At 44.8% G+C, this 19,239-nt stretch carries 13 protein-coding genes, 22 tRNA genes, 3 rRNA genes and 1 riboswitch; of the genes, 9 read left to right on the forward strand and 29 right to left on the reverse strand.

The window, feature by feature from the left end; genetic code table 11:
• Window positions 1-283 precede the first annotated feature (283 nt).
• From MHH65_RS14200 to MHH65_RS14210, 3 genes are all read left to right on the forward strand, one after another.
• A complete protein-coding gene (locus MHH65_RS14200) occupies window positions 284-1,222 on the forward strand; it encodes a 1,4-dihydroxy-2-naphthoate polyprenyltransferase (protein ID WP_041117205.1) in 939 nt (312 codons plus the stop codon).
• 118 nt (window positions 1,223-1,340) lie between these two features.
• The gene (locus MHH65_RS14205; RefSeq protein ID WP_098677203.1) at window positions 1,341-2,075 is read left to right on the forward strand and encodes a TraR/DksA C4-type zinc finger protein; all 735 of its coding nucleotides are present in this window, start codon (window positions 1,341-1,343) and stop codon (window positions 2,073-2,075) included.
• An 86-nt stretch (window positions 2,076-2,161) separates the two neighbouring features.
• Window positions 2,162-2,638 carry a tryptophan-rich sensory protein gene (locus MHH65_RS14210; RefSeq protein ID WP_081124711.1) on the forward strand — a complete coding sequence of 159 codons (477 nt, stop codon included), beginning with the start codon at window positions 2,162-2,164 and terminating at the stop codon, window positions 2,636-2,638.
• Window positions 2,639-2,714: 76 nt separating this feature from the next.
• On the opposite strand, the gene MHH65_RS14215 is transcribed toward MHH65_RS14210, so the two are convergent.
• The 24 genes from MHH65_RS14215 to MHH65_RS14330 all read right to left on the reverse strand — a co-directional run bounded on the left by MHH65_RS14215 (window position 2,715) and on the right by MHH65_RS14330 (window position 9,997).
• Window positions 2,715-2,786 (reverse strand) — tRNA-Glu (locus MHH65_RS14215).
• Between the two features lie 7 nt (window positions 2,787-2,793).
• Window positions 2,794-2,884, reverse strand: a tRNA-Ser gene (locus MHH65_RS14220).
• Between the two features lie 3 nt (window positions 2,885-2,887).
• Window positions 2,888-2,962: transfer RNA gene (locus MHH65_RS14225), tRNA-Asn, on the reverse strand.
• Between the two features lie 6 nt (window positions 2,963-2,968).
• A tRNA-Ile gene (locus tag MHH65_RS14230) sits at window positions 2,969-3,045 on the reverse strand.
• Window positions 3,046-3,062: 17 nt separating this feature from the next.
• Window positions 3,063-3,136, reverse strand: a tRNA-Gly gene (locus MHH65_RS14235).
• Window positions 3,137-3,147: 11 nt separating this feature from the next.
• Window positions 3,148-3,223: transfer RNA gene (locus MHH65_RS14240), tRNA-His, on the reverse strand.
• Window positions 3,224-3,248: 25 nt separating this feature from the next.
• Window positions 3,249-3,321, reverse strand: a tRNA-Phe gene (locus MHH65_RS14245).
• Window positions 3,322-3,339: 18 nt separating this feature from the next.
• Window positions 3,340-3,416: transfer RNA gene (locus tag MHH65_RS14250), tRNA-Asp, on the reverse strand.
• A 4-nt stretch (window positions 3,417-3,420) separates the two neighbouring features.
• A tRNA-Met gene (locus MHH65_RS14255) sits at window positions 3,421-3,497 on the reverse strand.
• A 22-nt stretch (window positions 3,498-3,519) separates the two neighbouring features.
• Window positions 3,520-3,612: transfer RNA gene (locus tag MHH65_RS14260), tRNA-Ser, on the reverse strand.
• 7 nt (window positions 3,613-3,619) lie between these two features.
• A tRNA-Ile gene (locus tag MHH65_RS14265) sits at window positions 3,620-3,696 on the reverse strand.
• Between the two features lie 4 nt (window positions 3,697-3,700).
• Window positions 3,701-3,774: transfer RNA gene (locus tag MHH65_RS14270), tRNA-Met, on the reverse strand.
• Window positions 3,775-3,799: 25 nt separating this feature from the next.
• Window positions 3,800-3,872 (reverse strand) — tRNA-Ala (locus MHH65_RS14275).
• A gap of 8 nt (window positions 3,873-3,880) precedes the next feature.
• Window positions 3,881-3,957, reverse strand: a tRNA-Pro gene (locus tag MHH65_RS14280).
• A gap of 7 nt (window positions 3,958-3,964) precedes the next feature.
• Window positions 3,965-4,041: transfer RNA gene (locus MHH65_RS14285), tRNA-Arg, on the reverse strand.
• Window positions 4,042-4,051: 10 nt separating this feature from the next.
• A tRNA-Leu gene (locus MHH65_RS14290) sits at window positions 4,052-4,137 on the reverse strand.
• 12 nt (window positions 4,138-4,149) lie between these two features.
• Window positions 4,150-4,221 (reverse strand) — tRNA-Gly (locus MHH65_RS14295).
• Window positions 4,222-4,251: 30 nt separating this feature from the next.
• Window positions 4,252-4,334, reverse strand: a tRNA-Leu gene (locus MHH65_RS14300).
• Between the two features lie 8 nt (window positions 4,335-4,342).
• Window positions 4,343-4,418: transfer RNA gene (locus tag MHH65_RS14305), tRNA-Lys, on the reverse strand.
• Between the two features lie 37 nt (window positions 4,419-4,455).
• Window positions 4,456-4,531 (reverse strand) — tRNA-Thr (locus MHH65_RS14310).
• A gap of 33 nt (window positions 4,532-4,564) precedes the next feature.
• A tRNA-Val gene (locus MHH65_RS14315) sits at window positions 4,565-4,640 on the reverse strand.
• 518 nt (window positions 4,641-5,158) lie between these two features.
• A 5S ribosomal RNA gene (rrf, locus tag MHH65_RS14320) occupies window positions 5,159-5,274 on the reverse strand.
• A 61-nt stretch (window positions 5,275-5,335) separates the two neighbouring features.
• Window positions 5,336-8,266: ribosomal RNA gene (locus tag MHH65_RS14325) — 23S ribosomal RNA — on the reverse strand.
• 182 nt (window positions 8,267-8,448) lie between these two features.
• Window positions 8,449-9,997: ribosomal RNA gene (locus tag MHH65_RS14330) — 16S ribosomal RNA — on the reverse strand.
• Together the 16S, 23S and 5S rRNA genes form the textbook arrangement of a ribosomal RNA operon.
• A 433-nt stretch (window positions 9,998-10,430) precedes the next feature.
• Window positions 10,431-10,532, forward strand: a riboswitch (TPP riboswitch).
• A 98-nt stretch (window positions 10,533-10,630) separates the two neighbouring features.
• On the opposite strand from MHH65_RS14330, the gene thiT reads away from it, so the two are divergent.
• On the forward strand, window positions 10,631-11,206 hold the full coding sequence (gene thiT, locus MHH65_RS14335; RefSeq protein ID WP_098677641.1) for an energy-coupled thiamine transporter ThiT: 576 nt from the start codon (window positions 10,631-10,633) through the stop codon (window positions 11,204-11,206).
• 92 nt (window positions 11,207-11,298) lie between these two features.
• Window positions 11,299-11,487 (forward strand): hypothetical protein, encoded by a 189-nt coding sequence (locus MHH65_RS14340; protein WP_024423229.1) that lies wholly within the window; start codon window positions 11,299-11,301, stop codon window positions 11,485-11,487.
• On the opposite strand, the gene MHH65_RS14345 is transcribed toward MHH65_RS14340, so the two are convergent.
• From MHH65_RS14345 to MHH65_RS14355, 3 genes are all read right to left on the reverse strand, one after another.
• Entirely contained in the window at window positions 11,447-12,001 is a 555-nt protein-coding gene (locus MHH65_RS14345) for a GNAT family N-acetyltransferase (RefSeq protein WP_098677640.1), read from the reverse strand. The genes MHH65_RS14340 and MHH65_RS14345 overlap by 41 nt on opposite strands.
• Window positions 12,002-12,143: 142 nt before the next feature.
• Window positions 12,144-13,691, reverse strand: coding sequence for a flotillin family protein (locus tag MHH65_RS14350; protein WP_034284308.1), 1,548 nt, complete (start codon window positions 13,689-13,691; stop codon window positions 12,144-12,146).
• Between the two features lie 11 nt (window positions 13,692-13,702).
• The gene (locus MHH65_RS14355; RefSeq protein WP_024423235.1) at window positions 13,703-14,233 is read right to left on the reverse strand and encodes a hypothetical protein; all 531 of its coding nucleotides are present in this window, start codon (window positions 14,231-14,233) and stop codon (window positions 13,703-13,705) included.
• Between the two features lie 206 nt (window positions 14,234-14,439).
• Here MHH65_RS14355 and MHH65_RS14360 point away from each other — a divergent pair, with 206 nt between their 5' ends.
• A complete protein-coding gene (locus tag MHH65_RS14360) occupies window positions 14,440-14,919 on the forward strand; it encodes a DinB family protein (protein WP_024425883.1) in 480 nt (159 codons plus the stop codon).
• A 39-nt stretch (window positions 14,920-14,958) separates the two neighbouring features.
• On the opposite strand, the gene MHH65_RS14365 is transcribed toward MHH65_RS14360, so the two are convergent.
• Complete coding sequence (locus tag MHH65_RS14365; protein WP_025094230.1) at window positions 14,959-16,167, reverse strand: iron-containing alcohol dehydrogenase; 1,209 nt, start codon at window positions 16,165-16,167, stop codon at window positions 14,959-14,961.
• A 27-nt stretch (window positions 16,168-16,194) separates the two neighbouring features.
• Window positions 16,195-17,664 carry a betaine-aldehyde dehydrogenase gene (gene betB / locus MHH65_RS14370; RefSeq protein WP_144496345.1) on the reverse strand — a complete coding sequence of 490 codons (1,470 nt, stop codon included), beginning with the start codon at window positions 17,662-17,664 and terminating at the stop codon, window positions 16,195-16,197.
• Window positions 17,665-17,870: 206 nt separating this feature from the next.
• Between betB and MHH65_RS14375 the strand changes: the two genes are divergently transcribed.
• The 3 genes from MHH65_RS14375 to MHH65_RS14385 all read left to right on the forward strand — a co-directional run bounded on the left by MHH65_RS14375 (window position 17,871) and on the right by MHH65_RS14385 (window position 19,201).
• Window positions 17,871-18,428: a GbsR/MarR family transcriptional regulator gene (locus MHH65_RS14375; protein ID WP_034284303.1), complete on the forward strand. Its 558-nt coding sequence runs from the start codon at window positions 17,871-17,873 to the stop codon at window positions 18,426-18,428.
• 72 nt (window positions 18,429-18,500) lie between these two features.
• Window positions 18,501-18,573, forward strand: a tRNA-Ala gene (locus tag MHH65_RS14380).
• A gap of 292 nt (window positions 18,574-18,865) precedes the next feature.
• Window positions 18,866-19,201, forward strand: coding sequence for a YolD-like family protein (locus MHH65_RS14385; protein ID WP_101676410.1), 336 nt, complete (start codon window positions 18,866-18,868; stop codon window positions 19,199-19,201).
• Window positions 19,202-19,239: the final 38 nt, after the last annotated feature.

Consider the following 19,239-nt stretch of genomic DNA (forward strand, 5'->3'; position numbering starts at 1 on the left):
TATAAACCTTAACAGATGAACTTAGTAAAGAAAACAGCTTTTAAAACCTCGAATCCTTATTATATCACGCTTTCAAGATTTTTTCGCTCCTGCTTATTGAAACGAGAGCATCTAAGGTAAAATGGCAGGACCTGTTTCTAAAATCAAGCTTTCCTTCGATATGGCAACGATTAGCAAACATCTTTTTCCCGATTCATCGCATCAATATATTGACACCTTTTTGAACTTTGCTAAACTGGAATTTGGACGTGTACGTATTTTTTTATTTAAAGGAGTATATTTTATGCAGCATCAATCGATATCAGATCAGCTTTCACCAATAAAGCCTGATAAAAACTGGCGAATTTGGTGGAATTTACTACGACCGCATACACTAACAGCGGCATTTATTCCCGTTACTTTAGGAACTGTTTTAGCACTTCCAAGTGGTCAAATACATGTTGGGCTATTTTTAGCCATGCTGTTTGCATCTATGTTTATCCAAATCGCAACAAACATGTTTAATGAGTACTTTGATTATGTTCGCGGGCTGGACAACGAGAAATCTGTCGGCATCGGCGGAGCCATTGTAAGAAACGGTGTGAAGCCAAAGACAGTCCTCACCCTCGCTTATGCACTATTTGCGGTTTCTTTATTACTTGGGGTATATATTTGCATGATGTCTAGCTGGTGGATTGCACTAATAGGTCTTATTTGTATGGCAGCAGGCTATTTCTATACTGGCGGCCCTGTACCAATTGCATATACACCGTTTGGAGAACTTGTTTCAGGTGCTTTTATGGGATTAGGAATCATCCTGATTAGTTTCTATATCCAAACAGGCACACTGACGTCTAAAGCTGTTCTCGTCTCACTACCAATTTCTATTTTAGTTGGTGCCATCTTACTGTCGAACAATATCCGTGATTTAGACGGGGACAAGGAAAATGGACGAAGAACACTTGCCATTCTTGCTGGACGCAAAGCTGCAGTGAACATTTTACTTTCCATGTTTTTGGTATCATATGTACTCATTTTTGTTTATATCTTCACAGATATCGTCGGCCTTTGGAGTCTTCTTGTTTTACTCAGTGTGCCAAAAGCCTATACAGCCATTAAAGAGTTTAAACAAAAAGAAAAACCGATTGAATTAATGAATGCCATGAAATCTACAGCTCAAACCAATACATTTTTTGGTTTTCTGCTGACGATCGCTTTGATCTTACAATACTATATCGCGTAACAAAGAACGCCTGCAGCCGCAGGCGTTTTTTTAATAAGGAATTGCTTCAAATTGGAACTAGTCTTACATACAAAATTGCTCATACTAACAATATGTTTGATATGAAAGGATGATCGCTTTGTTGTCTAAAGACGAATTACATCATTTGAAGCAGCGCCTTCTCGATGAAAAGAAAGAACTTGAAGCCAAAAGCCATGACGATGAACAGAAAGTATCCTTTCCTTACGATTCGATCGGTGAATTGTCTGCCTATGATAACCACCCGGGTGATCAAGGGACAGAGCTGTTCGAGCGGGGGAAAGATATTGCTTTAAACAGCTTGGAACATGAACATATGTTAGACATCAATGAAGCACTCCAAGCCATTGCAGACGGCTCTTATGGTCTGTGCAAGGTCTGTAAAGCCCCTATTCCAAAGGAACGCTTAGAAGCCCTGCCTACTGCCGTCACATGCACAGAGCATTCAAAAGGACAGACCGTTTCACAAAACCGTCCGATTGAAGAGGATTTATTAAGTCCTCCCGCGGGACAATTTGAAAATGAAGAAAGTGCTGCGTACGATGGAGAGGATGCCTACCAAGACGTAGAACGCTACGGAAACTCTGAGACCCCGTCTGATATGGAATTCCCTCCTCTAACATACGATGATGTGTATACACAATCAGAAGATGAAGATTATGTGGAGGACTACGAAGGATTCGCAGCTGCTGATATTGAAGGAAAAGCCAGCAAGGTGTATCCGAACAAAGCACACGAGGCCTATGAAGAAGCATTAGACGAAGAAGGTGTCATGACGGTATTTGGTGACTTGAAACCGTACGAGGAAGAACCTTATACAGAAGAAAATCATTAGTCCCCTCATATTGGGGGCTTTATGTTTATATCATGTAATTATTGGGAAATCATTTTAAGAGTGAATTTGATTGGAGGAGATTCTTGATGGCTAGAAAAAGTATCATTTGGGCGATTGTCGTCTTCTTTATTACATACGCACTATTCTCTATTGCCGGATTCTTGTTCCCGATCGACAGAGAATGGTATGACGCATTGAATAAACCAGAATGGACGCCTGGTGGCGGTGTCATTGCTGCTGTGTGGGCTGTCTTATTTGCACTCATCTCATTGTCCGCAGCGATCATTTATGGAAAATATGGGTTCCAAAAAATCACTTTACCATTTTGGATTCTTTTCCTTTTAAATTATGTTTTCAATCAAGCCTTTAGCTTTTTTCAATTTACACAAAAGGATTTGTTTGCAGCTACAATCGACTGCCTGCTCGTCGCACTGACAGCACTTGCACTTGTCATCGTCTCACGTAAACTAAGCAAAGTCATTCCAATTTTACTGATTCCTTATGTCTTATGGGGCTTCTTTGCCACATACTTGTCTTATACGATCTATTCCATGAATATGTAAAAAAAGACCGCCATGATGCGGTCTTTCGTTTTGGAGAAAATAAAAAAGAGATCTTTGACAAGATCTCTTTTAAAAATGACCCGTACGGGATTCGAACCCGTGTTACCGCCGTGAAAGGGCGGTGTCTTAACCGCTTGACCAACGGGCCAGATCAATGGCGGAGAAGGAGGGATTTGAACCCTCGCGCCGCTTACGCGACCTACACCCTTAGCAGGGGCGCCTCTTCAGCCACTTGAGTACTTCTCCATTTGGCTCCGCAGGTAGGATTCGAACCTACGACCGATCGGTTAACAGCCGATAGCTCTACCACTGAGCTACTGCGGAAGATCATGGTGGGCCTGAGTGGACTCGAACCACCGACCTCACGCTTATCAGGCGTGCGCTCTAACCAGCTGAGCTACAGGCCCATGAACAGATATACAAATGGAGCGGGTGATGGGAATCGAACCCACGACATCAGCTTGGAAGGCTGAGGTTTTACCACTAAACTACACCCGCAAAAATATGTATGGGGCGATTGATGGGAATCGAACCCACGAGTGCCAGAGCCACAATCTGGTGCGTTAACCACTTCGCCACAACCGCCATACTATGAATATTTTGATAAAAGTGGCTCGGGACGGAATCGAACCGCCGACACACGGATTTTCAGTCCGTTGCTCTACCAACTGAGCTACCGAGCCAAGTATTCTTTTGAAAAATGGCGGTCCGGACGGGACTCGAACCCGCGACCTCCTGCGTGACAGGCAGGCATTCTAACCAACTGAACTACCGGACCATTTTGGTTGCGGGGGCAGGATTTGAACCTGCGACCTTCGGGTTATGAGCCCGACGAGCTACCGAACTGCTCCACCCCGCGATGATATGGGTTTTAAAAAATATGGCGGAGGAAGAGGGATTCGAACCCCCGCGGGCTTTGACACCCCTGTCGGTTTTCAAGACCGATCCCTTCAGCCGGACTTGGGTATTCCTCCGTATAGATGGTGGACCTTGTAGGACTCGAACCTACGACCGGACGGTTATGAGCCGTCTGCTCTAACCAACTGAGCTAAAGGTCCTTTATAGCGGCGGAGGGGATCGAACCCCCGACCTCACGGGTATGAACCGTACGCTCTAGCCAGCTGAGCTACACCGCCATGATCAAAATAATCTTTTAAAAAGTGGAGCCTAGCGGGATCGAACCGCTGACCTCCTGCGTGCAAGGCAGGCGCTCTCCCAGCTGAGCTAAGGCCCCATAAAAGATGGTCGGGAAGACAGGATTCGAACCTGCGACCCCTTGGTCCCAAACCAAGTGCTCTACCAAGCTGAGCTACTTCCCGATCTTAATGGCGCGCCCGAGAGGAGTCGAACCCCTAACCTTTTGATCCGTAGTCAAACGCTCTATCCAATTGAGCTACGGGCGCTTATTTATAATGCCGAGGGCCGGACTTGAACCGGCACGGTAGTCACCTACCGCAGGATTTTAAGTCCTGTGTGTCTGCCAATTCCACCACCCCGGCGTGGATGGTATAAGCGGAAGACGGGATTCGAACCCGCGACCCCCACCTTGGCAAGGTGGTGTTCTACCACTGAACTACTTCCGCATTACAGGATTTCTTTATTTTATTTGGCAATGCGGGTGAAGGGACTTGAACCCCCACGTCATAAAGACACTAGATCCTAAGTCTAGCGCGTCTGCCAATTCCGCCACACCCGCATGAAACATGGTGAGCCATGAAGGACTCGAACCTTCGACCCTCTGATTAAAAGTCAGATGCTCTACCAACTGAGCTAATGGCTCGCTTTAAAAGCGACTTGTCTATCTTACCATATGAAAGTGGTGCCGGCAAGAGGACTTGAACCCCCAACCTACTGATTACAAGTCAGTTGCTCTACCAGTTGAGCTACACCGGCTTTATCTATCCTAACATTATGTAAGAATAAATATGGTGGAGGATGACGGGCTCGAACCGCCGACCCTCTGCTTGTAAGGCAGATGCTCTCCCAGCTGAGCTAATCCTCCACTATGTAGGAATCTCTCGATCCGACAAAGATTATTATATACAGGTTTTAATCATTTGTAAAGGCTATATTAAAAAAATTTTATTTCAATTTTCATTGCGTATTTCTTTTAACAAATGATCGTCATTTCTCCTATTCAAACAGCTGCTGTTCCACGTTCAGCAGCTGAACTTCTCTCTTCTATATTCTCTTTTAAAACGTTCGATTCCTTCAGAAATATTAGCAGTCCCTCATTTTTATACTTTAATGATATATGTATCTCTTTAGCCGTAAGCATTTATAAAAATCATAGTGGCTTACACATCTTTAATTTCCCTATATAAGCTGATACTCTGTCTCTCTATTGTTTTTTATAGATATGTTTTATGCGATAGGCTCATTTTCTCTTTATATCCAAGTATTTTACACGCTGCTTGTGGACATAAAATGAAGCCATGATCTTTTATCAAACAAGTGAATGTATGTACCCTCAACTTGCACAAAAAAGACCAGTTCCGACTGGAACTGATCCTAATAGAAGCTTGGCGGCGTCCTACTCTCACAGGGGGAAACCCCCAACTACCATCGGCGCTGAAGAGCTTAACTTCCGTGTTCGGTATGGGAACGGGTGTGACCTCTTCGCTATCGCCACCAAACCTGATGGAGAGAATGTTCTCTCAAAACTAGATAACAATGTTCATGCTTCACATTAGAATATAGGTTAAGTCCTCGATCTATTAGTATCTGTCAGCTCCACGTGTCACCACGCTTCCACCTCAGACCTATCAACCTGATCATCTTTCAGGGATCTTACTTCCTTGCGGAATGGGAAATCTCATCTTGAGGGGGGCTTCATGCTTAGATGCTTTCAGCACTTATCCCGTCCGCACATAGCTACCCAGCGATGCCCTTGGCAGAACAACTGGTACACCAGCGGTGCGTCCATCCCGGTCCTCTCGTACTAAGGACAGCTCCTCTCAAATTTCCTGCGCCCGCGACGGATAGGGACCGAACTGTCTCACGACGTTCTGAACCCAGCTCGCGTACCGCTTTAATGGGCGAACAGCCCAACCCTTGGGACCGACTACAGCCCCAGGATGCGATGAGCCGACATCGAGGTGCCAAACCTCCCCGTCGATGTGGACTCTTGGGGGAGATAAGCCTGTTATCCCCGGGGTAGCTTTTATCCGTTGAGCGATGGCCCTTCCATGCGGAACCACCGGATCACTAAGCCCGACTTTCGTCCCTGCTCGACTTGTAGGTCTCGCAGTCAAGCTCCCTTGTGCCTTTACACTCTGCGAATGATTTCCAACCATTCTGAGGGAACCTTTGGGCGCCTCCGTTACATTTTAGGAGGCGACCGCCCCAGTCAAACTGCCCACCTGACACTGTCTCCCTGCCCGATAAGGGCAGCGGGTTAGAAGGTCAATACAGCCAGGGTAGTATCCCACCGATGCCTCCACCGAAGCTAGCGCTCCGGTTTCCAAGGCTCCTACCTATCCTGTACAAGCTGTACCAACATTCAATATCAGGCTGCAGTAAAGCTCCACGGGGTCTTTCCGTCCTGTCGCGGGTAACCTGCATCTTCACAGGTACTATAATTTCACCGAGTCTCTCGTTGAGACAGTGCCCAGATCGTTGCGCCTTTCGTGCGGGTCGGAACTTACCCGACAAGGAATTTCGCTACCTTAGGACCGTTATAGTTACGGCCGCCGTTTACTGGGGCTTCAATTCGCACCTTCGCTTACGCTAAGCGCTCCTCTTAACCTTCCAGCACCGGGCAGGCGTCAGCCCCTATACTTCGCCTTACGGCTTCGCAGAGACCTGTGTTTTTGCTAAACAGTCGCCTGGGCCTATTCACTGCGGCTTCTCGGGGCTTTAACACCCTAAGAAGCACCCCTTCTCCCGAAGTTACGGGGTCATTTTGCCGAGTTCCTTAACGAGAGTTCTCTCGATCACCTTAGGATTCTCTCCTCGCCTACCTGTGTCGGTTTGCGGTACGGGCACCTCTCACCTCGCTAGAGGCTTTTCTTGGCAGTGTGGAATCAGGAACTTCGCTACTAAATTTCGCTCGCCATCACAGCTCAGCCTTTACGGGAAACGGATTTGCCTATTTCCCAGCCTAACTGCTTGGACGCGGATATCCAATACCGCGCTTACCCTATCCTCCTGCGTCCCCCCATTGCTCAAATGGTGAGGAGGTGGTACAGGAATATCAACCTGTTGTCCATCGCCTACGCCTTTCGGCCTCGGCTTAGGTCCCGACTAACCCTGAGCGGACGAGCCTTCCTCAGGAAACCTTAGGCATTCGGTGGACGGGATTCTCACCCGTCTTTCGCTACTCATACCGGCATTCTCACTTCTAAGCGCTCCACCAGTCCTTCCGGTCTGGCTTCACAGCCCTTAGAACGCTCTCCTACCACTGTTCGTAAGAACAGTCCGCAGCTTCGGTGATACGTTTAGCCCCGGTACATTTTCGGCGCAGAGTCACTCGACCAGTGAGCTATTACGCACTCTTTAAATGGTGGCTGCTTCTAAGCCAACATCCTGGTTGTCTAAGCAACTCCACATCCTTTTCCACTTAACGTATACTTTGGGACCTTAGCTGGCGGTCTGGGCTGTTTCCCTTTCGACTACGGATCTTATCACTCGCAGTCTGACTCCCAAGGATAAGTCATCGGCATTCGGAGTTTGACTGAATTCGGTAACCCGGTAGGGGCCCCTAGTCCAATCAGTGCTCTACCTCCGAGACTCTTACCTTGAGGCTAGCCCTAAAGCTATTTCGGAGAGAACCAGCTATCTCCAGGTTCGATTGGCATTTCACCCCTACCCACACCTCATCCCCGCACTTTTCAACGTGCGTGGGTTCGGGCCTCCATTCAGTGTTACCTGAACTTCACCCTGGACATGGGTAGATCACCTGGTTTCGGGTCTACGACCACGTACTCATGCGCCCTATTCAGACTCGCTTTCGCTGCGGCTCCGCATCTTCTGCTTAACCTTGCACGGGATCGTAACTCGCCGGTTCATTCTACAAAAGGCACGCCATCACCCGTTAACGGGCTCTGACTACTTGTAGGCACACGGTTTCAGGATCTATTTCACTCCCCTTCCGGGGTGCTTTTCACCTTTCCCTCACGGTACTGGTTCACTATCGGTCACTAGGGAGTATTTAGCCTTGGGAGATGGTCCTCCCGGATTCCGACGGAATTTCACGTGTTCCGCCGTACTCAGGATCCACTCTGGAGAGAACAACATTTCAGTTACAGGGCTGTTACCTTCTTTGGCGGGCCTTTCCAGACCTCTTCGCTTATATCATTCCTTTGTAACTCCGTATAGAGTGTCCTACAACCCCAAGAGGCAAGCCTCTTGGTTTGGGCTGTTCCCGTTTCGCTCGCCGCTACTCAGGGAATCGCATTTGCTTTCTCTTCCTCCGGGTACTTAGATGTTTCAGTTCCCCGGGTATGCCTTCTCATACTCTATGTATTCAAGTATGGATACTACTCCATTACGAGCAGTGGGTTTCCCCATTCGGAAATCTCCGGATCAAAGCTTGCTTACAGCTCCCCGAAGCATATCGGTGTTCGTCCCGTCCTTCATCGGCTCCTAGTGCCAAGGCATCCACCGTGCGCCCTTTCTAACTTAACCATTTCTTACTTTAGAAAGAATCACTATGTGTGATGAACTTTGCATTGCATTCAATGTGAATGTATTACTTATTGTTATCTAGTTTTCAAAGAACAATCCTGTCTCGCTAGAGACATGTTTTGAAGGAATGATCCTTCAAAACTAAACAAGACGAAAACGTACGCTGCTCCATATATCCTTAGAAAGGAGGTGATCCAGCCGCACCTTCCGATACGGCTACCTTGTTACGACTTCACCCCAATCATCTGCCCCACCTTCGGCGGCTGGCTCCATAAAGGTTACCTCACCGACTTCGGGTGTTGCAAACTCTCGTGGTGTGACGGGCGGTGTGTACAAGGCCCGGGAACGTATTCACCGCGGCATGCTGATCCGCGATTACTAGCGATTCCAGCTTCACGCAGTCGAGTTGCAGACTGCGATCCGAACTGAGAACAGATTTATGGGATTGGCTAAACCTTGCGGTCTTGCAGCCCTTTGTTCTGTCCATTGTAGCACGTGTGTAGCCCAGGTCATAAGGGGCATGATGATTTGACGTCATCCCCACCTTCCTCCGGTTTGTCACCGGCAGTCACCTTAGAGTGCCCAACTGAATGCTGGCAACTAAGATCAAGGGTTGCGCTCGTTGCGGGACTTAACCCAACATCTCACGACACGAGCTGACGACAACCATGCACCACCTGTCACTCTGTCCCCGAAGGGAAAGCCCTATCTCTAGGGTTGTCAGAGGATGTCAAGACCTGGTAAGGTTCTTCGCGTTGCTTCGAATTAAACCACATGCTCCACCGCTTGTGCGGGCCCCCGTCAATTCCTTTGAGTTTCAGTCTTGCGACCGTACTCCCCAGGCGGAGTGCTTAATGCGTTAGCTGCAGCACTAAGGGGCGGAAACCCCCTAACACTTAGCACTCATCGTTTACGGCGTGGACTACCAGGGTATCTAATCCTGTTCGCTCCCCACGCTTTCGCTCCTCAGCGTCAGTTACAGACCAGAGAGTCGCCTTCGCCACTGGTGTTCCTCCACATCTCTACGCATTTCACCGCTACACGTGGAATTCCACTCTCCTCTTCTGCACTCAAGTTTCCCAGTTTCCAATGACCCTCCCCGGTTGAGCCGGGGGCTTTCACATCAGACTTAAGAAACCGCCTGCGAGCCCTTTACGCCCAATAATTCCGGACAACGCTTGCCACCTACGTATTACCGCGGCTGCTGGCACGTAGTTAGCCGTGGCTTTCTGGTTAGGTACCGTCAAGGTGCGAGCAGTTACTCTCGCACTTGTTCTTCCCTAACAACAGAGCTTTACGATCCGAAAACCTTCATCACTCACGCGGCGTTGCTCCGTCAGACTTTCGTCCATTGCGGAAGATTCCCTACTGCTGCCTCCCGTAGGAGTCTGGGCCGTGTCTCAGTCCCAGTGTGGCCGATCACCCTCTCAGGTCGGCTACGCATCGTCGCCTTGGTGAGCCATTACCCCACCAACTAGCTAATGCGCCGCGGGTCCATCTGTAAGTGACAGCCGAAACCGTCTTTCATCCTTGAACCATGCGGTTCAAGGAACTATCCGGTATTAGCTCCGGTTTCCCGGAGTTATCCCAGTCTTACAGGCAGGTTACCCACGTGTTACTCACCCGTCCGCCGCTAACATCCGGGAGCAAGCTCCCTTCTGTCCGCTCGACTTGCATGTATTAGGCACGCCGCCAGCGTTCGTCCTGAGCCAGGATCAAACTCTCCGAGGTATGCAGGATGCATATCACACATGCGTTGCTACACGATGTAGCGAACTTAGCATGTGATCATTTCCTGCCTCGCCAGTTTGACTGACTACCTATGAAGTATCATAGGATTTTTTTTAAAACTCGAATTAACAGGTACGTTTTGTCTTGTTTAGTTTTCAAAGATCATCTTCGTCGTCTCTCAGAGGCGACTTTATTAATATAACATTCTATCAAGATAAAGTCAACAACTTTTTTCTTAATGTTATTTATCAACCGCGCTGTTTCAGCGGCGAATACAAATATAACACCTTTTGAAAGAAGAAACAAGTATTTTTTCTAAATAATTTATTTTTCCTTATCTCTTCCTATATATTGATACAAATGCTGCTTATCTCGGGAATTGTCTATTGTTGATCCTGCAGGTCTTTAGTATATTTATAATAGATTGAAACTAAATAACCGCAGGGGGAGCTTTGTGCTGAGAGTGAACATTCGTTGTTCTGACCCTTTGAACCTGTCAGTTAATACTGAAGTAGGAATGTGGCATCACTTGAATACATACGGTGTATTCAAATCGATATGTTTTTCTATGAATAACATACTCATCCTTACACGGTCTCTCCTTGCTCAATTCATGAAAAAGGAGATTTTTTTATGCAGCAATCAAATCAATTGGTACGACTGATGGAAATCGCGATTATGACTTCACTTGCTCTTGTATTAGATTACTTATCAGGTCTCTTTTTAAGAATGCCCAATGGCGGTTCTCTTGCGCTGATTATGATTCCCGTTATTCTCATGTCTATTAGATGGGGGATATCTACCGGATTTATCATCGGTGTGTTAATCGCAGGTCTTCAGCTGATGAATAGCCCGATCATCGCTACACCTGTTCAAGGATTCCTCGATTACTTCGTTGCATCTGTTGTCATTTCTTTAAGCGGCCTGTTTTCTGGACTGATCAAAAAAGCCATTCAGGATCAAAAGCGAAAACAGCAATTCTTCTATATTACCTTAGCTGTTTTTGTTGCTAGTTTATTCAGGCTGCTGACGTTCTTTATTTCTGGCGTCGTTTTCTTCTCTCAATATGCACCGAAAGGAACACCAGGATGGGTCTACTCTTTAATTTATAACAGCACATATATGGTTCCTTCATTTATTATTTGCAGTATCGTTCTTTGTATACTCATCCCAAGTGCATCTCGTTTGGTTTTCCCTCGTCAAAAATAACCGGCTGATTTCAGCTGGTTATTTTTTTATGCATAATTTGCTGCTCTATGGAATCTATTAATAATAGAAGATTTCATGCTGGAGGTACGACAATGAGCCCTTACTCCATTATGCTGTGCTGCTATATTCTCAGTCTTGCTTATTTTTTGGCAGGTTTCTATGAAGCTTTAAAAATAGCAGGCGTAAAAGGAAAAGTAGAAGCTTCACCGTTTATTTCTTACATGCTGCTTGCTGTGCTCTTCACTTTTTTCTCTCATTATTACTGGAAGCTGACGATTTAATCCGCTGTACACGGTTATTCAATATAGACAGCTCCCATCCATACCCTATTTCATTATGGTTCTCGCCAGCCAGCTCGAACTGGCTGGTAACGACAAAACTAGGTTGAAGTTTTTGATAAAATTGTTTTGCCGAATTTTGTTCAAACACCCATAGCATCAACCTCTGATACCCTTTTTCTATTAAATAATCGACACCTTTAGCAATTAAAGCAATACCCGCACCTGATTTCTGTTTCTGTTGTAATAAATAGATGGCATACAGCTCTCCATCATATGTAGAATAACGTTCGTCACGTTGTTTTCCGAAAGAAGCAAAACCAAATACGCCATCCGCATCTTCTGCGACAAACGTGCCTTCAAGCGATCTTTTTCTCCAGCTCTCTTTCCGACCTTTTATATTTAAACCATCCAAATAATCCTGATTAATAATGCCTTGATAAGTCGTTTGCCAGCTCTTCACATGTATTTCGGCGATTTTAGGAATATCTTGATGTACAGCATGTCTCACCTTCATCCGCACCACTCCTTTTAGTTTTTTACACCCTATCTTCATTATCATAAATTCCTATTACGTAGAATTCAATGGTCTGTATTTCAATGGTTAAAACTTCTTCTATAAAAAATAGACACCTTCTGCTGGAAGGTGTCTATTGATTTTATTCTTCTATTTGAGTATCAGCGATCTCTTTTTTTCTTGGCTGTTTGATTTCGTTTGTCAGCTCTTGAATGCTTTGCTTCACATTTCCTTTGCCGGAAAAGTTCTCAATTATTTCTTTCACATCTATTCCAGAGGATGCTTTCAGGCTTTCTTGCAGACTGGACATGAGGTTTGTGGCATAGCCTGTAACTTTATTGGCACCGCTGCCTTCCCCGTTACCGCCCGTATCCACAACAGTAATTTTATCAATGTTAGAAAGTGGTGCAGATACTTGCTTCGCATATTCAGGTAGCATTTTCACAATCATATCAAGGATCGCTGCCTGACCATACTGTTCGAATGCTTCAGCGATTTTCTCTTTCGCTTCCGCTTCTGCAAGTCCTTTTAGTCTAATGACTTCCGCTTCTGTTTCCCCTTTTGCACGATCCGCTTCCGCTTTGGCAAGTCCGTCAATACGAACTTTCTCAGCTTCTGCTTTGGCCATTGCTTCAATGCTGTATTTCTTCGCATCTGCTTCAGCAAGGCGTTTCGCTTTTTCCGCCGCAGCCGACTGCTCAACAGCATAACGGTCCGCATCTGCTTTCTTTTTCACTTCAGAATCGTATTGACGTTCACGACGCTGAATCTCTTTTTCTTCTAATTCAATTTGTTTCTGACGCTCAATGATTTTGACTTGCATTTCTTGTTCAGTTACGTGCTGACGGTTACGAGCTGTTTCTAGATCGTACGCTTGGTCAGCACTTGCTTTCGCCGTATCCTGTTCACGTCTAAATTCTGCTCTTTTCAGCTCATTGATCTTTTCTGCTTCAGCGATTTCAGTAGCACGCTCAAGCTCAGATTTCTTCGCATCTTTATCTGCTTCGGCACGTTTGATACGTGTTTCTTTATCTGCTTCAGCTGTTGCAATATCTGCATCGCGTTTTACTTGGGCAATTCTTGGTTTACCTAGAGATTCTAAATAGCCATTTTTATCACGAACATCTTTAATCGTAAACGATACAATGACAAGACCCATTTTCGCTAAATCTTGAGAAGCGACACGTTGTACTTCTTGAGAGAATTTCTCTCTGTTTTTATAAATCTCTTCAACTGTCATTGATCCTAAGATGGAACGAAGATGGCCTTCTAATACTTCTCTTGCTTCGTTTTCGCGGTCTTCTTTTGTTTTCCCTAAAAATTGCTCTGCAGCAGTCGCGATTTCTTCAATCGATCCGCCAATTTTAATGATGGCCGTTCCATCGGCCATGACTGGTACACCTTGTTCGGTATAGACTTCAGGTGTTGAAACGTCTAGCTTGCTAGATAGTAAGCTGAGCGGCTCTGCTTGTTGAAAGACTGGAAGTACAAAGGTACCGCCGCCTCTTACAATCTTAATCTTGTTTCCACCTTCATCCACGTGGACATTTTTACTTCCTAGGTAACTTCCTGTAACGATTAATGCTTCATCTGGACCTGCTGTCCGGTATTTAGAAACAAATACACCAATAAGTGCAATAAGAATCACAAGCACAATTCCAATGATCACTAAAATAGTTGTTCCTGGCATAGCATTCCCTCCTAGATTTCTTCATTTGGTATAACAGATAAGACGCCTTTGTTCACTTCGACAACTAGCACACGGGTTCCATATGGAATCTCCTCTTGGTCGAAACTGACAGCTGGCTTTGAGATTTTCCCACTATTACTGATTAACAGCACTTCTCCAAATCCGTCTTTTGGAACAGATACAATGATCTCCCCAGTTCTTCCTTTTAAATCGGCTTCCGTATAAGAGAGAGATTCTTCAGCAGAGGAAAGCGGGACTAATACAAATACATTCAAACAGGTCACAAGGATCACTGCGAGGATGGCAGATAATCCTGCGCCAAGTCCACTTCCTACAATTGCTGTTTTTTCAGAGATAAACCCTCCAGCCGAGAAAAAGGTAAGAAATGCGAGGATCAATGTTGGTTGAAGGAATGGAACAGGGATCGCTTCAAATAATCCATCAAATACATCGCCGAAAAAGACGAAAACAAGTGTCAGGATTCCTGATATCATTAATATGTATAAATACAGCGTCTGAAGAGGCAGCCCGAACACATCCATCTTCCTCATCCTTTCTTCATGAAATGAACATCTTTTGTTTCATTTAGACCACACCCACCTCCAATGTATTCCTTCTAACAGGTAATACGAACCACTTTTGTAAAGGTTTCATATTTCATCACAATTCTTCAAAGGGATTTTCGGATAGCTCAAGAATGATTGTCATGTACCATTATGTTAAAATTTGATCTTGAGGTGATGAGAAAATGAGTATATTACATGAAGCGAGACAAGAATTGTGGCACGAGCTGCAAGGTTTGAGCGAAGAGCAATTGAACCAAAAATTATCTGATGATACTTGGAGTATTCAAGAGGTAGCAGATCATTTAAAGAAAATGGACTTAGTTGCAGCAAAACATCTAGCTGCTGAGGGTAAAAAAGCACCGATTAAAGAATATGAACCAAAGCCGGTAGAAATGGCAGAGGACCGTTCGAAAAAAGCCACTGCGCCTAGTATTGTTGAGCCTGAACGCAAGCATGTAACACCTACACATTTAAAGGATGAGCTCGATACTGCACGTGAGCAGCTCAATCAAATTTTATCAACATTTACTGAGGAAGATTTCAAACGCGTCATTGCACACCCTGTGTTTAAAGAGCTATCCCTTAAGCAATACCTTGATTTTATCGGCGCACACGAAAAACGCCATATTCATCAAATCAAAGAAATTAAAGAACAACTATAGGCATAAAAAAGACTCCCTTTTGGGAGCCTTTTTTCATTGCTACACCGTTTTAGGTGTTAACTCAAAGCAGCGAGCATAAATCCATTTGTACGCTTTTTCGTTTAAATCTCTTGGGTTTCCAACTGTTTGCGGATCTTTCATTGCTTCTTTAGATAAACGATCAATCATATCTTTTGATACACCTTGTTCTTCTAATGAAGGAACTTCTAAATCCTCTACTAAATCATACATCCAGTTCACAGCTGCTTTGGCTGCTTCCTCTGTTGTCATTCTGCTTGTATCAATCCCAAACGCTTGCGCAATTCGAGCGAATTTTTCCGGATACCCTTTCCAGTTATACTCCATCACTGGTCCCATCATCGCTGCAACACACTGACCGTGAGCGACAGGAATAATACCTCCGAGTGTTTGACTCATCGCATGTGCAGCTCCAGCTGATTCACTTCCATAAGAAAGCCCGGCAAGCATCGCAGCTTGTGCCATTCCATATCTGGCTTCTAAGTCCTCGCCATCAGCAAAGGCACGGCGAATATAATGAGCTGCATATTCAATTGCCATGAGCGCTACCGCATCTGTAATCGGCTGAGCAAATTTCATCGTATAGCATTCAATCGCGTGAGCAAGCGCGTCAATTCCAGTCATTGCTGTCACATGAGGCGGCATGGACACATGAAGCTCTGGATCAATTACTGTTAGATGAGCTGCAATGAGAGGTCCACCAGTATTGAATTTGAATTCTCTTTCTTCATCAGTAATGACCGCCCACTGCGTTACCTCTGAACCTGTACCAGCTGTTGTCGGAATAGTGGTTAAAGGAGGGATTCTGTTTTCTAGCGGTTTTTTTCCCTCTGCCGCTTCGTAATCAAGGACTGAGCCTTCATGAGTCGCCTCTACTCCGATTGCCTTTGCTGTATCCATTGAACTGCCGCCGCCTACTGCGACTAATCCATTACAGCCTTCTTTTTCATATAAAGCAGATCCTTCGTTCACTAGACGGACTGGCGGATTTGGCTCTACTTTATCAAATAGAACGACATCGATTTGTGCTTCTTTTAATGAAGCAATTACTGGGTCCACCACGCCGGCTTGATAAATACCAGGGTCTGTTACAAGCAATACCTTTGAAACGCCGTATGCTTTTACTTCTTCCCCAACATGTTTCACTGCACCAATGCCGTGTTTGATAACAGTTGGAATTTCAAATGTGTGGAATTTCTGCATGCTTTCAATTTTCATATTTAGTGTCATAAAGAATCTCCTCCAAATGCTTAATTTTTATTTAAACCAATGAACCGCTTCAGGTTTTGTATTTCGATATAAATGCTTCAGTTCGGTATATTCTTCAAGCCCCGTGCGTCCTAATTCGCGCCCAATGCCTGATTGCTTGTAGCCACCCCAAGGTGCTTGAGCGAAATAAGGATGGAAGTCATTGATCCAAACCGTGCCCAATCTTAATTGTCGAGCCACTCTTTCGGCCTTGCTGATATCAGAAGACCACACAGCTCCTGCTAATCCATAAATCGTATCATTTGCCAGCTTGATGACTTCTTCCTCTGTACGGAAGGATTCGACTGTCAGGACAGGTCCAAAGACTTCTTCCTGTACAATCCGCATATCTGACGTGCAGCCTGAGAAAATGGTCGGCAAGTAGAAGAACCCATTTTGCAGCGCCTCTGCGTCAGGTCTTTTTCCGCCTGTCTCTAACTTAGCGCCTTCTTCTAAACCGATGCTGACGTATTTTTCTACTTTTTCTCGATGCTCAGCTGAGATGAGCGGCCCGCTCTGGGTATCTTCATCAAAGCCGTTGCCTAGCTTGATTTTTTTCGTACGCTTCACCAGTTCTTCTAAAAATTCATCATGAATGGATTCTTCCACCAGCAAACGTGAACCTGCTGAACACACTTGCCCTGCATGGAAAAACACAGCATTCATTGCCTGGTCAACCGCTACGTCTAAATCAGCATCTTGAAACACAATATTCGGATTCTTTCCGCCAAGCTCAAGGGCTATTTTTTTCACATTCCCGCTGGCTCCCTGCATAATTTTCTTCCCTGTTTCAATACCGCCTGTAAATGAAATCAGATCTACTTGATCATTTACAGCAAGCTCATCCCCAACGGTTGCCCCAGGTCCAAGCACTAGGTTTGCAACGCCTGCTGGAACGCCCGCTTCTTCCATGAGTTTAAATACTTTTATTGTGGTGAGTGGTGTGATTTCACTTGGCTTTAGAACAATTGTATTTCCCGCTGCAAGAGCAGGTGCGATTTTCCAGCTTGCTTGAAGCAATGGATAGTTCCAAGGAGTGATTTGTCCGCATACACCGACAGGCTCTCTGACTAATTCACTTTTCGAGTTTGGAATTGGCGATGCAATGATTTCCCCGCCATCTTTATCAGCCAGACCTGCGTAATATTGGAACACATTCGCAATATCGTCCATATCTGCTTTGCTTTCCTCTAATGTTTTGCCTGTATCAAGCGATTCCAATTTGGCTAGTTCATCAAGATCACGTCTAATCAATTCAGCTATCTTAAACACAATATTTCCTCTTTCAAGTCCAGGCAGGTTTGCCCAGTCCCCTTGATCGAAGGCTTTTCTCGCTGCTTTAATGGCTAGCTGCGCGTCATTTCTAGATCCTTCGCTGACTGTCGCGATCACTTCTTGATTGAACGGATTGATGATATCCCGTGTGTCGCTACTTTTAGCGCCAACCCATTGTCCGTCTATAAATAGTGTTTGACTCATAGAAGGGACCTCCTCTGATTCTCTTTGGTAAGTTTGTTAAATAAAAATTTAACATTTTGAACATAATTAACTTATCATGTTCAAATTTTTCTGTCAAAGGGAGATATGCTTCATTTATTTTGACATTTTGTATTCTTTCGTTAACATATAGTCCATAAAGATTTTTTTGAACGGATTGAATTTTCTTAATAGAAAGCAGGGACAAAATGAAAAAGCAGGAAAAACCGCAAGCAGAAGATCGTATTTTAGCTGCTAAAGATCTAGTCATTGATTCCATAGCTGAAACGATGGATCTCTATGGCATTACACGAAGTGCAGGTATTCTATATGGAACGATGTATTTAAATGAGGAAATGACACTGGATGAAATGCGTGAAGAGCTGCAAATGAGTAAACCGAGTATGAGCACGGGTGTGAAAAAGCTGCAAGACATGAATATTGTCAAAAAGACGTTTCACCGTGGCCGAAGAAAACACAGCTTTGTTGCGGAAAAAGACTTTTTTAAGTTTTTCACGAACTTCTTTCCGCAAAAATGGGAACGTGAGGTCGAGGTCAATTTAGCGGCAATTGAAGAAGCGCAAGAGCGGCTTCAAGAGGTGTCGCGTGATGATCAGCTGGAGGAACATGTAAGAGAAGAAGCGCAGCAGCTCATTGAGCAGCTTGAAAGCTCAAAGGCCTATTATGACTGGCTGAGACGATTAGCGCATTCTGTTCATTCTGGCGAAATTTTTGACTATATTCCGATTGAGCAGAAGGAAAAATAGACGATGTGTTTACGTTTTACAGCTTGAATTTCAGAGGAGGATTGATTATAATAAATTATGTCGTCATACCTCGGGGCATTAGCTCAGCTGGGAGAGCGCTACGCTGGCAGCGTAGAGGTCAGCGGTTCGATCCCGCTATGCTCCATACACAAAACCCTTACTGCTGTAAGGGTTTTTCTTATTTTCAACATTTTTATTTTGCGTCTTTTTTTCAAGTTGGGGCCATCTTGGGGCCATTTGATTAAAAACACTCAAACAAAATAAAAAACTGTCCGTAAAGGACAGCAAAAGTGTGAGTAATATAAGAAGAAGTTAATCATTGAAATATACGAATTTTTATAATCCCGTTTCCGCGGGTAAAACCGTATACTCTAATTATACATCACATTTAGACACCGAACAAATATTCGGTTATAATCTCTAATGAGGTGTATGAAATGTGGAATGAGGAAAAAGATCAAAATCGATGGAAGATGAAATTCATCTTGCCTGAGCACAACGAAGCATTAAGGCAACTTCATCTTGCAAAACATAAGATCGAGCGGCCAGCCTTAAGCCCGGAACAAATTGAAGAATTAGAGTATACAATAGCGACTGCTATGAGCGAAGATTTGGCTCTGAATTTCGAGCTATTTGATGATGGGTTTGTTCGAGAGGTATCGGGGCGGGTTGTATACGTGGACCACATAAAGAAACTGTTTCATGTAAAAGATAGCCGTTCTGATACAAATTTAATAAAATTTGCAGATATACTTAATGTAAAAATACTTTAAATAAAAAGGCCGTCCTTCTAGGCGGCCAATAAATTTCA

It is taken from the genome of Bacillus sp. FSL L8-0654 (assembly GCF_038629965.1).
Taxonomy (GTDB): domain Bacteria; phylum Bacillota; class Bacilli; order Bacillales; family Bacillaceae; genus Bacillus; species Bacillus safensis.